General features: G+C 37.7%; 13 protein-coding genes and 2 pseudogenes. 6 read left to right on the forward strand and 9 right to left on the reverse strand.

Annotation, left to right across the window (positions count from 1 at the left end):
* Window positions 1-32: 32 nt before the first annotated feature.
* Both QK255_RS08275 and QK255_RS08280 read left to right on the forward strand, forming a co-directional pair.
* Window positions 33-307, forward strand: a pseudogene (locus tag QK255_RS08275) (hypothetical protein).
* 422 nt (window positions 308-729) lie between these two features.
* Window positions 730-1,185 carry a Spx/MgsR family RNA polymerase-binding regulatory protein gene (locus tag QK255_RS08280; protein WP_002291831.1) on the forward strand — a complete coding sequence of 152 codons (456 nt, stop codon included), beginning with the start codon at window positions 730-732 and terminating at the stop codon, window positions 1,183-1,185.
* 147 nt (window positions 1,186-1,332) lie between these two features.
* Here the strand turns inward: QK255_RS08280 and QK255_RS08285 are convergent, their stop codons facing one another.
* The 4 genes from QK255_RS08285 to gmuD all read right to left on the reverse strand — a co-directional run bounded on the left by QK255_RS08285 (window position 1,333) and on the right by gmuD (window position 4,475).
* A complete protein-coding gene (locus tag QK255_RS08285) occupies window positions 1,333-2,082 on the reverse strand; it encodes a permease prefix domain 1-containing protein (RefSeq protein ID WP_002291830.1) in 750 nt (249 codons plus the stop codon).
* The gene (locus QK255_RS08290) at window positions 2,083-2,409 is read right to left on the reverse strand and encodes a PadR family transcriptional regulator (RefSeq protein ID WP_002291828.1); all 327 of its coding nucleotides are present in this window, start codon (window positions 2,407-2,409) and stop codon (window positions 2,083-2,085) included.
* Window positions 2,410-2,556: 147 nt separating this feature from the next.
* Window positions 2,557-2,997, reverse strand: coding sequence for a universal stress protein (locus QK255_RS08295; RefSeq protein WP_002289467.1), 441 nt, complete (start codon window positions 2,995-2,997; stop codon window positions 2,557-2,559).
* Between the two features lie 80 nt (window positions 2,998-3,077).
* A complete protein-coding gene (gene gmuD, locus QK255_RS08300; protein ID WP_002291826.1) occupies window positions 3,078-4,475 on the reverse strand; it encodes a 6-phospho-beta-glucosidase GmuD in 1,398 nt (465 codons plus the stop codon).
* 153 nt (window positions 4,476-4,628) lie between these two features.
* Between gmuD and celB the strand changes: the two genes are divergently transcribed.
* The 4 genes and pseudogenes from celB to QK255_RS08320 all read left to right on the forward strand — a co-directional run bounded on the left by celB (window position 4,629) and on the right by QK255_RS08320 (window position 8,853).
* Window positions 4,629-5,900 (forward strand): PTS cellobiose transporter subunit IIC, encoded by a 1,272-nt coding sequence (celB, locus tag QK255_RS08305; protein ID WP_002291824.1) that lies wholly within the window; start codon window positions 4,629-4,631, stop codon window positions 5,898-5,900.
* A 127-nt stretch (window positions 5,901-6,027) separates the two neighbouring features.
* A complete protein-coding gene (locus QK255_RS08310; protein WP_002291823.1) occupies window positions 6,028-6,747 on the forward strand; it encodes a GntR family transcriptional regulator in 720 nt (239 codons plus the stop codon).
* A 473-nt stretch (window positions 6,748-7,220) separates the two neighbouring features.
* Entirely contained in the window at window positions 7,221-8,195 is a 975-nt protein-coding gene (locus QK255_RS08315; RefSeq protein ID WP_002288275.1) for a ring-cleaving dioxygenase, read from the forward strand.
* Between the two features lie 52 nt (window positions 8,196-8,247).
* Window positions 8,248-8,853, forward strand: a pseudogene (locus QK255_RS08320) (alpha/beta hydrolase).
* A 92-nt stretch (window positions 8,854-8,945) separates the two neighbouring features.
* Here QK255_RS08320 and QK255_RS08325 read toward each other — a convergent pair.
* The 5 genes from QK255_RS08325 to QK255_RS08345 form a co-directional block, all read right to left on the reverse strand.
* Window positions 8,946-9,698, reverse strand: coding sequence for a class II aldolase/adducin family protein (locus tag QK255_RS08325; RefSeq protein WP_002291817.1), 753 nt, complete (start codon window positions 9,696-9,698; stop codon window positions 8,946-8,948).
* Between the two features lie 13 nt (window positions 9,699-9,711).
* Window positions 9,712-9,972, reverse strand: a complete 261-nt coding sequence (locus tag QK255_RS08330; RefSeq protein ID WP_002291816.1) for a hypothetical protein — start codon at window positions 9,970-9,972, stop codon at window positions 9,712-9,714.
* A gap of 21 nt (window positions 9,973-9,993) precedes the next feature.
* Complete coding sequence (locus QK255_RS08335) at window positions 9,994-11,355, reverse strand: PTS galactitol transporter subunit IIC (protein ID WP_025477486.1); 1,362 nt, start codon at window positions 11,353-11,355, stop codon at window positions 9,994-9,996.
* Window positions 11,356-11,425: 70 nt separating this feature from the next.
* Window positions 11,426-11,725 (reverse strand): PTS sugar transporter subunit IIB, encoded by a 300-nt coding sequence (locus QK255_RS08340; protein ID WP_002291814.1) that lies wholly within the window; start codon window positions 11,723-11,725, stop codon window positions 11,426-11,428.
* Window positions 11,726-11,736: 11 nt separating this feature from the next.
* Entirely contained in the window at window positions 11,737-12,195 is a 459-nt protein-coding gene (locus QK255_RS08345) for a PTS sugar transporter subunit IIA (RefSeq protein WP_002291813.1), read from the reverse strand.
* Between the last annotated feature and the right edge of the window lie 2 nt (window positions 12,196-12,197).

Consider the following 12,197-nt stretch of genomic DNA (forward strand, 5'->3'; position numbering starts at 1 on the left):
CCATATGATAAAAAATAAAGTCAGGTGAAAAAATGAAACTTGAGGATAAAAAAGTCATTTTGAAGAAAATCAAACGTCTCCCAGACCAAATAGAAAACTATACGATCTGTTCTTTCAAAAAAGACAGGAGTATAAAAGCTTATACGCAAAACACAGAAAAAGGAAGAATCTATTTCCTAAATGAAGAAGGTTACGATACCCAAACCTTTATGTTTACTGAAAAAAAGAATTTCATAAACAGATGAAAAAACTGATTGAAAAAGAATTTCCAAGAAGTCATAAACTCTATGTGCATCAGCAATTTTAACTTTTAACTATACGCTCTTAATTAAATATGCTCTGTAATAAAATAAAACTTTATAACAACTATAACAAAACAGAATACAAAACGACGGTTCTATAAGTTATAATCATAGTTGTTAGATGATTCATCTAGTAAAAACACCAGATTTCAAATTTCACACAATTGAAACTAGATCAATCATCAACCTTCTTCAAATTGTTAGAACCCTTTCCCGAGGAGCTGCAGCATAAGCAAGAAAAACAAACAGGAAGCCAAATGGCTGAGACATTCCTTCTATTAGTCTAGTTGTTTCTCGTCGCAAATTTAAGACTTTAGAAAGTTATTTCTATTGATGTTTGGGTTGTTTCACGCTTATACACAGCTCCTTACCTATTATTTATCTCAACAGATCGAACAAATTAATGGAAAATTTAAGGAGTTTTGTTATGCTTACGATCTATTCTTCTCGTACACATAGTTACCATCTGATGGCAAATTGGCTGAAAGACCACCAAATGCCTTACAGAGAACGAATTTTCACACCTAAACAGCCTTTAACCAGAAAAGAAATCTTTTATTTATTATCATTAACAGAAAACGGATTTGACGATCTATTAGCTAAACGATCGATTGATTATAAAAATTTGAAAGATCAAATTGACCAATGTACGACCTCAGAACTTGTCGATTTAATCGTGTCTCATTTTACTTTGTTGCAACGTCCCATCATTACTGACGGAAAAAAATTATTAGTCGGGTTCAATGAAGATAGTATGCGTCTTTTTATCCCTGTACAATGGCGTAGAAGCCAGCTCAAATCTGTCTATAACGATTTCACGTGGGTAAGCGATCTAGACAATTCTATGGAATTAGATGATGAATTTTTAAATTATTATATATAAAAAGGACGGTGACAAAAAAGTGTCACCGTCCTTTTTTCGAATAACTAGTGTTCCAGAAGTAGCTTCTACGAAAAATAAGCCGAAATTTCTTGAAGATAACTACTTCTGTCACAACCTCTGATTCATGGCGTTCAAATTTGCGCACACTTACCACGAATAAGTGCTTTGGGTGAACTGACGATAAGAATGACGAACAAGACTGCCATAAATAATCAAAAAGACACCCGTTCCTACTGTAACAAAAAATCCAGAGGCACCGATACTACCATCTATATACCACAAAATCGAAGCAAAAAGTGGGAAAAGTGAAAAAATACATAATCCGATTCCTGCAATCAACGAGAAGCCAAAACTTCGCTGATATGCTTCTTCTTTTTCTTTTGCTTCTGCTAATACTTTTTCAGGTATTTTTCTATTATACAAAAAGTGATTTAAGCGGGTGATTTTCATACCAGAAGCGATGAAAAAACCGACAGCTAATGCTATACCGAAAATCAGACAAGAAACACCCATGAATGCATAGCCTGTTGAACAGAAGAACAGAAATCCTGCAAAGGATAAACAAGTGAATAGGACACCTGACGCTACTTGAAGACTTGCTGCTCTGTATTCTTTCCAATAATTTTCTGCTTCGCTTAAATAAATCGAAGCTGGATTTGATTCCGTCACGGGACTTGGATTTTCTTTTTTGACATCTAATTCTTCTAATAATTCGTCGATTGAACCAAATGTCGAGATGACTGTACCAATGGCCTCTTGTTCATTTTTCCCTTCTCCCATTAATTCATGATAATGATCTTCCATATTTGCCAACAAATCAGCTTTCAGCTTTTCTATCTCGTTACTTCGGGGTACTCCGATAAAAAGACTTTCTAAATAATTACGGATTGTATCCATTTACTTTCCCTCCAAAAATTGATCGACCACGTCTTTCGTCGTCAGCCACTCTTGCTTTTTTTCTTCTAAAAGATTACGTCCTATTTCAGTGATTTTATAATAGGTCCGTTTTTTTCCATGGGTCACTTCACCAGGGTACGAAACAATCAATTGATTCTTTTCTAAACGGGCAAAAACGGAGTAAAGTGTCGTCTCTTTGATTACATAGGAATCATTTGTCCTCTCACGGATCGTTTTAGAAATTTCGTATCCATAAGAATCGTTTTTGTTAAGGATCGATAAAATAATCGCATCATTGTATCCGCGTATTCCATCACTTGAAATCATGTTCTCTCCTCCATATTACTCCATCTGTCGTTGTAATCAGCATAGCATGATTACTTCATCAGGTAAAGTAATTTTTTGCAAAAAATAAAAAGGAACAGAAAGCAAGAGAAGCGTTATGCTTTTTTGCTTTCTGTTCCTTTAATTTATTTATTTTACAACCATGACGTTACATGATGCGTGGTTGACTACATAGGAAGTAGTGGAACCTACTAGCGCACGTTCTACCGCATTCAGACCTGTCGCCCCCATGACAATCAGATCGATTGGTTCTTTCGATTCATGGAAATTAGCAATCAGTGTCTTTGGATAACCGTAAAGAACATATGTCTCGATATCTGTCAGGCCTTTTTCGATTGCCAAGTTTCGATGTTCTTTCATCTGGTTTTCCGCAACCTCATCCAATTCTTCCTGCAGGCTTGTTGTAACAAATGCAAAATCACCAAAGTAATTGCCTGTTACTTCATTGACATACAGGATGTGCAACGTTGCTTGATTTCGTTTGGCAATCGTGATTGCCTCAAGAAATGCTTTTTCTGCCTTTTCAGAACCATCAATTGCTACTAAAATATTACGATAAGTGTCTACCATTGTAAACGCCTCCTTCACTGTTAGTGTAGCACGATTACAGTGTTAGGACAAACATTTTGTGAACGTTTTATCAAAAAATATCAGGCATCAAAGCCATTTTTTTCGGAGACCGTTTTAAACCAGCGACCTGATTTTTTGATCGTGCGTTTGCCGTCTTGTGCCAAATCAACAGCGATAAAGCCATAGCGATTTTTGTAGGCATTTGTCCATGACCAGTTGTCCATACATGTCCACATGTGGTACCCCACACAATTCGTTCCTTCTTGGATTGCTTGATGGACATATTTCAAATGATCCGTCACAAATTCGATCCGATAATCATCTTCAATCATGCCTTCGCTGTTAACAAATCGTTCTTCTCCTTCGACCCCCATCCCATTTTCAGAAATATAGCATTTGATATTACCATAATTCTCTCTTGTATTCGTTAAAATATCATAGATGCCTTTTTCGTAAATTTCCCATCCACGATATGGATTCATTTTTTTATTGGGCATGTCGTAATTATCAAAATAATCATCTGGCATGGGGCTATGTTCGTGATCGATCGGTGTTTCTTTTGCTTTGATCCGACGAGGCTGATAATAATTGATTCCTAACAGGTCAATCGTGTTTTCTCTGATGAGTTCTAAGTCTCCTTCATGAATGTCAGGCATTATACCCAATGTTTTGACAATCTCGATCAACTCTTGTGGAAACTCGCCTTTCACTGCAGGATCAAGGAATGATCTGTTGAAGAATGCATCCGCGATTTGCGCTGCTTTTACATCATCTTGGTTTGTTTCATCTCTCGGATAACTTGGTGTCAGATTCAAGATGATTCCGATCTCACCATCATGACCGCCTTCATGGTAGGCTTTGATTGCCTTTGCACTTGCTAGATTCTCATGATAGCCTACTTGGACCGCTTCTTTCATATTGATATGATTTGGATAGTGGAATTGATACAAGTAGCCTCCTTCTACAGGTACGATTGGCTCATTATGAGTAAACCATTTTTTGACTAGGTCTCCAAACAATTCAAAACACGCGGCTGCATAAGAAACATAAGCGTCAACCGTTTCTCTTGATAACCATCCGCCTTTTTCTTGCAAGGACAGTGGCATATCAAAATGGTAAAGATTTACAAAAGGCTCGATACCATTGTTCAGCAATTCAGTAAAATAATCTCTATAAAAAGAAACAGCTTTTTGATTGATTTCACCTGTCCCTTCCGGAATCAAACGACTCCATTGGATAGATGTACGAAATGTGTTATGGCCAGTTTCTTTCATTAACTGAACATCTTCTTTGTATTTTGTGTAAACTTGCGAAGTTTTTTCAGGTCCTACTTGATCGAAGAATTTTTCAGGCTCTAATGCATACCAATGATCCCAAATATTTTCTCCTTTCCCGTCATTACTTACTCTTCCTTCTGTTTGCGGTCCGCTAGCAGCAGAACCCCACCAAAAATTTTCTGGAAATGTGTAGGTTTTCATTTTTTTACTTCCTCTCTTTTCTTCTTGATATCGTAATCATAACGAACCTAAAAAAATAAATCAATACTTTTTATAAAAATGACTAGACATTTAAAATATTCGGCGTTATACTTTGTATGTAATCGATTGCAAATAAATTTGAGGTGAATAAAAATGAACGGTTTTATGGACAAGCTTTCTGAGAAAATCATGCCCTTAGCTAATTTATTAGGGCAAAATCGTTACCTTACAGTTTTACGGGATGCGTTTATGCTTTCCTTTCCTTTAACGATGTTCGGTTCGATCGTTGTCGTTATCAATAACTTGCCTTTTTTCAGTGACGCAACAAAGGGAACTTTATCGAACTTATTCGGTAATGGGCAAAATGCAACAATGAGCATCATGTCGGTTTTTGTTACTTTTGGTATCGGCTATTATTTATCAAAATCTTATGACGTTGAAGGTATTTTCGGTGGTGCCGTGTCTTTTGCCAGCTTCTTGATTCTTACGCCTTTTGCAATGAAAACCGTTGGTGGTGAAGATGTAACTGGTGTTCTTTCACTTGATCGTCTTGGCGCAAAAGGAATGTTCATTGGAATGATCGCTGCTTTCTTGGCTGGAGAAATCTACTGCAGAATCACGAAACGCGGCTGGCAGATCAAAATGCCTGATGGAGTTCCACCTGCAGTAACAAAATCATTTGCCGCTTTGGTCCCTGCTGTAGTGACACTAACTATTTTCTTAGTAATCAACGCTGTGATGACTGGTATTTTCAATGCTAACTTACATGATGTCGTTTATGAAGTGATCCAAAAACCATTAACTGGTTTGGGAAGTAGTTTACCTGCAACATTGATTGCTTTGTTCTTTGTCCAATTCTTATGGTTCTTCGGACTTCACGGACAAATCATCGTCAACTCTGTAATGGACCCAATCTGGAATACACTGATGCTTGATAACTTAGAAGCTTATCAACATGGAAAAGAATTACCACACATCATCACAAAACCATTCATGGAAACCTTCACTGTTGGTATTGGTGGCTCTGGAATGACTTTAGCTGTCGTTTTATTGATGGCCTTTGTTCTTAAAAAGAAACAGTATCGTGATGTTGGTCGATTAGCTTTAGCACCTGGTATTTTCAATGTAAATGAACCAGCGATCTTTGGTCTGCCGATCGTATTGAATGCAACAATCCTTATTCCTTGGGTCGTGGCGCCTCTAATCGTAACGACGTTCAATTATTTGGTAATGGCTGCTGGACTTGTCCCTGCACCAACTGGCGTCTCTGTTCCATGGACTGTGCCAATCATTGCAAGCGGTGTCTTAGCAACAAATTCATGGCTTGGCGGTATGCTGCAAGTCATCGACTTTGTCATCGTTGCCTTTATCTGGTACCCGTTCTTGAAAGTATTAGATAAACAACCAGATTTAGATATTGCTTAATGGATCATTAAGGGGATGTGACAAGAAACTTGTCATATCCTCTTTTTTCGAATAAACAATGTTCCAGATGCTACTTCGAGTTGTCGGAAGCATAATCTTTCGTTATACTCTAGAAGAGGTGAATAACGTGCCAAAATACGAAGAAATCGCAAATATTTTAAGGGAACGAATCCGTTCAAAAGAGTATCCTCCCGATAGTTTTTTGCCTAATCAAGTGGACTTGGTAAAAGAATTTGGTGCGAGCCGGATGACAATCAAAAAAGCCATCAATATCTTAGCGATGGAAGGACTTGTCTATTCGCAGCGAGGATCAGGAACGAAAATCTTGAATCATCCATTTATGCAAAAAGACACATCGCCCGCTAACGAGTATGAAGGTTTGAGTCTCCAAATGAAACGCAGACATCGTTCTTTGAAAAGTCAAATCATTCATTTTGATGTTGAATTCCCTGATCCATATATCCAAGAACGATTGATGATCGATGCCGAGCAACCTGTCTACAATATTCACCGGTTAAGGATCTTAGATGGCGAGCCTTATGTTTTAGAGCATACCTTTATGCCAGTCCATCTTGTGCCGGGTTTAAAAAAAGAACATTTGTTAGCCTCTATCTATGATCATCTTCATCAAGAATTGAATGTCCATTTTGCAGGGGCTTATCGTGCTATTTCTGCAGATAAAAGTGATGAATATGATCAGCAATATTTGAACTGTGCAGAAAACGATCCTGTACTGGAAGTTCAGCAAGTCGTCTATCTCAAAGATGGCCAGCCGATTGAATATTCTTCCAGCCGAAACCGATTTGATGTTCGGAACTATTCTGTGCTGGATGTGCGTTCAACTTAACCAAAGAGGTTGTGGAAAAGCCGCTTAGTTTCGAGTAGTAAGAAAAATTTTGTGAAAATGGCTTTCCTCATTTTTGCATAAATTTGACTTACTACCGAGAAACTGGCTTTTGAACACCGTGAATCAGAGGTTGTGGAAAAGCCGCTTAGTTTCGAGTCGATTGATTGTCACAGGTACAATTTTTTGAATAACATTTACTAAGTACTTTCAGAAGCTCGTTTCCATCTAATCATAAAAAGACTTATGACCACCCGTAATGATTCTAAAGTTAGCTTTTTAAAGCTAATTTTTTTTGAAATCGATGCAGCTAGTCGTAAGTCTTTTTATTTTATTGATCCGTTCCTCCTCTTTTCCATTCTTGATTCCTTCCTGATACTTTAGAAGACAAATTAATTGCAAAATAGAGATGCACCCTCTATACTATGTCTAAATCGACTACTTACTTTTTGTAAGTTAACAGGAGGAAATTTATCATGGATACACAAATCAGAGGAATTCACCACGTCACAGCAATGACATCTAGCGCAACAAAAATCTACCGCTTTTTTACAGATATTTTAGGAATGCGCTTAATCAAAAAAACCGTTAACCAAGATGACATCGAAACTTACCATCTTTACTTTACAGATGATACTGGTGCGCCAGGAACAGATATGACTTTCTTTGATTTCCCAAATCAGCCAAAAGGAAAAAAAGGAACAGATACGATCTCCCGTGCTTCTTTCCGTGTGCCAAGTGACGCTGCATTAGACTTTTGGTTAGAACGATTTGAAAAATATGACGTTACTCATTCAGCAATCAATGAACGTTTCGGCAAAAAATATATCGAGTTTGAAGATTTCGATAATCAATATTATCAATTGATCTCTGACGAAAATAATCAAGGTGTAGCAGCTGGCATTCCTTGGAAAAACAGCAATGTACCGACAGAGTTTGCGATCACAGGACTTGGACCTGTCTTTGTCCGTGTTAGTCAATTAGAGCATATCCGCTTGATTCTTGAAAAAATCTTAGGGTTCAAAGAAACAGATCATTCAGGAGATTTCTACTTATTTGAAATCGGTGAAGGCGGAAATGGTGCAAGCATTATTATTGAACATCGGACAGACTTGCCAAAAGCAATCGAAGGATTTGGAAATATCCATCACTTAGCATTGCGTGTAGCAGACAAAGAAGCATTGGAATACTGGATTCAAGTAATCAATAAGATCGAATTGCCAAATTCTGGTTTCGTCGATCGTTTCTATTTCCAATCTGAGTACTTCCTAGCCGCTCATCACGTACTGTTTGAACTAGCAACTGACGGTCCTGGATTCCTTGAAGATGAACCAGCAGAATCAGCAGGAGAAAAACTATCTCTTCCTCCATTCTTAGAAGAACGTCGTGAAGCCATTGAAGCCTATGTCCGTCCTTTCGATACAAGTGATGCAAATAAAAAACGTGAATAATCTCTTCATGCTACTTCATTTGCATCTATAGAAACAGAAAAGAGGGAACAAAATGACCTACATTTTTGAAAAAGGAACAAGTGGCAAGCATTTGATCTTACTTCATGGCACAGGTGGCGACGAACATTCTTTACTGGATATCGCTCACTTTCTTGCACCAAACAGTACGTTGCTTTCTTTTCGCGGCACGGTCCAAGAAGATGGGATGAATCGTTTTTTCAAGCGTAATTGATTGAATCAATTCGACCTGGACAGTTTGGAAAAAGAAACAGATAAACTCCATGAAAAAATCAAAGAAATCAGCGAAAAAGAACAGATAGCTTTAAGCGATTGGCTGCTTGTCGGCTATTCAAATGGCGCAAACATCGCTGCTCATTTATTATTGGAGCGTGAGACCAAGCTAAATAAAGGGTTGTTTTTCCATCCGATGTCTCTAGGTGTTCATCAAAGCCGTTCCACATTAGAGGATAAAACCGTCTGGCTTTCTTATGGTGATAACGATCCAATCGTTTCCCCTGCTTCCTTTAAAGAATTGGCCGATCAATTCGAAACACGTCAAGCAAATGTGACGATTCAGCTAACTGTAACAGGTCATCAGTTGACGATGGACGAAATCGAGCAAGCGAGGGAATGGTCAGAGCATCTTCTAACTAAATAAAAGAAAAGAACTACGACTTACATGACACAACCTGAAGCAGACATCAATCTGGATCATAGTGTGTGAAAGTCGTAGTTTTTTTGTCAGATAGGTTAGTCTCCGCTAGCTGTAATAACAGATTTATTATAAATAGCCGTTTTATGTTTCAAATCTTCCAATCTGCCGATTTTCTCACCTTTCGAATAAAATCCATCAGTAATCCCTAGTGCTTGAAAAATCGTCTGCTTGTAGGCAATTTCTGCATTCCATTCGACTGTATCAAGGATTTGCAGTGCTTTATGGATGGCTTCGATTCCTGATTCTCCACCTGTGTTGATCAATACGCCATGTGAATTGAGTAATAACATATGGGGCAATTCTAAATCATGTGTTTTTACGTAATCGCTTGTCAATTCAGCAAGTTCTTCAGAGCAATTAGGCTCAAAGTCCATGACAGGAATCTCTTTTACTTTAGCTGTGGCTTCTGTTAAATTAGGCATAGGCAACCCAGTAGTCGCCCAGAACATTGCATTAGGCGCATGAGCATGTAGAACAGCTTTGATAGCTGGATTAGTCTCGTACATCGCTTCATGCATATTGATCTCCCGAGTTAAATGACCGACTCCGTCAACGATTCTACGCGTTCTTGGTTCTACTACTAGAACCTGTGCAGGAGAAATCTCTCCTAGATAGGCTTCTGACATCATGGTCGGCGTCATGATGATGTAGTCTTTTCCTTGATCATCAGTGGTTTTAAAGGAAAAATTCCCTCCTGCGACATTTGTGTTTTTCCTTTCGAAAATCACTCTTACGATACGTGCCATGTCCTGTCGTTCTCTCTCAAATAACATACGTCCATCTGACATAATGACCCCTCCATTATCTTTTTATAAAACTTTTTTCTCTCAATATTTCTTTGGTAGCTTCTTTTATTTTTATTGATTCTTCTATTTTCCGTTTTCTTTTTTCATCGTACTCTCTGAATAAAACGTGATTTCCATATTTATAGATCACTAGCGCGAAAAAAATGACCAATAGATTGATGATGATATTCTGAGTAAAGAGTCCATATAGAAATAGCAGAAGTGTACCACAAAGAGCGACTGTCCATTTTATTTTATCTGTCTCTTCTCTTTTCATTGCTTTCCCACCATTTCAATGCTATTTTTGTAGTTCAGCATAACGTTCGCTCGGGACTTTCGCTTTTATCATATATTTATAAAGTAGAACAAACAGTCCTAGAAAAATCACGCATCCTACAATAGCGAGAATATTTCTATTAAATGCCTCCGCAAATAAAATCCTGAACTCCGGCCCTTCTATTGATGACCATGTGATCAACTGTCCTTTCTTGATTCCCTCGACTGCTCCACTTTTTTCTGCTAAATCACTGAGTATTGGCGCAAGATAAGTGGCACCGTACAAATAAATAGGCATCGTGAGGATTCCCAGGATCAGCATACGAGCCAAGTTTCCTCCTGTTAGAAGCAATCCGCCGACAGCAATCGAATAGTTGATGATCCCTGCTAATGGTAATACTTGGTTTCCTGGCAAAATAATGGCATAACCGATAAACACAGGAACAAGTAAAATAGCAGTAACCCAAATCTCTGAACGACCAGCTAATATCGGCCAGTCCAATCCAATATATACTTCACGATCCTTAAATCGCTTTTTCATAAATTCTGACATCGCGTCTGCTAAAGGAGACAAAGATTGCATGAACATTTTAGAGATCATAGGAAACAAACTTAATGCTGTAGCTGTTTGGATCGCTAGATTAAGAGAACCTGAAACACCGTACGCAGCAGCAAAGCCAAGTCCCAAGCCAATAATGAATCCCATTACAGAATTTTCAGAGAAGATCCCAATTTTCTTCTTCAATGCATTCGTATCCGCTCGTTTATTCAATGCAGGTATTTTATCCATAATCATATTGAAAGGGAGCAACAAGACAGCGGCAGATGTCATAAAATGAGTCACTGTTACTAATGGAATCCCTGTGAGATCTTGTATATGCTTCTGAAACATATCACCAAGCTTTAATTCCAATATGACTTGAACCATTGCTGTAAGAAAGCCTGCAGCCAAACTGCCAGAAACATAATAAACTAAATAAGCAGTTAAAGCTTTCCCCCAAACATTCCACATATCAACATTTAACGTCTTCGTCCAATTAAAAAGTAACAGTACAAAATTGACCCCAATAGTTACTGCAAAGAATATAAAAGCATAACTCCACGACCATGTGATGCTTGCTGCACCTGTCCACCCAAGATCAAGTGCAGGCAAACTGATTCCCGTATTTTTAGCCAATGCTTCTGATGCTGGACTTACTGCGTTAGACATATAGCCAATGACCATAGACATCCCGCTAAAAGCGATCCCTAAAGTCAATGCAGACATGAATGCTTTTTTAAATTTCATCCCTGCCAATAATCCAAGTATCAAAATAATCAAAGGAACAAAAATAGCTGATCCTAAATTCAAAACATAATTGATCACGGTTTGGAAGACTTCCATAAATAGACCTTCTTTCTTTTGAAATATAGTAGAAAAACTAGGAGACAATTTTTTATCCAACAATCCTCCTTTACTGTATTAACTCTTTGATACTGTCATAAATAGGTTCTACGCCCATTCCAGTTAAAAATGGAATTCCTGGAAATACTTCAATACCTAAATCTTTTGCTTGTTCAAGTACTTCATCATCCGGCTGTGCGACATACACATAGATTCCAGCAGTAGGAAGCTCATTTTGGATTGATTTGTAATCAACTGCTTCTACAGGAAATGTAATGCCATCATCTTCTAACATACTTTGGATCTTACTCGCGATCGTCTGACTCGTTGCTACGCCACTTCCACATGCGACAATTAACCGATTCTTCATTTTTCTTCCTCCTAAATATAATTTGTAATAAGTTCGTATATTTTTTGCGGTGTTTCTTGTTTCTTATAATTTTCCACGAATGTTTCATCCATGAATAAATTCATAAACGCTTGAAGTAATCCTACTTGTTCTTTTGGTTCTTTGATTCCTAAAAAAAATAGATTTTCTACAGTCATTTCCTGATTATCCCCCATTTGATAAAAATAAATTGGGTTCTTCAGCTGCATAACAAAAACGAATGGCTTTTCGACATATTCACATTCCGAATGTGGCAGTGCAATATTTAAATACTTAGTAATCAATCCTGTAGGAAATTCTCTTTCTCTTGCAATTAGTCCATTCAAATAATTCTCATTGACGTACCCCATTTTTTCTAATCGTTGGGCAGCTATTAAAAAAGCTTCTTCTTTATTTTTTACGTCTACCGCTAATTGAATCAGACTAGGAACAAACATCTCTTTATATTCCATTT

It is taken from the genome of Enterococcus sp. ZQ21, assembly GCF_030053755.1.
Classification (GTDB): domain Bacteria; phylum Bacillota; class Bacilli; order Lactobacillales; family Enterococcaceae; genus Enterococcus_B; species Enterococcus_B lactis.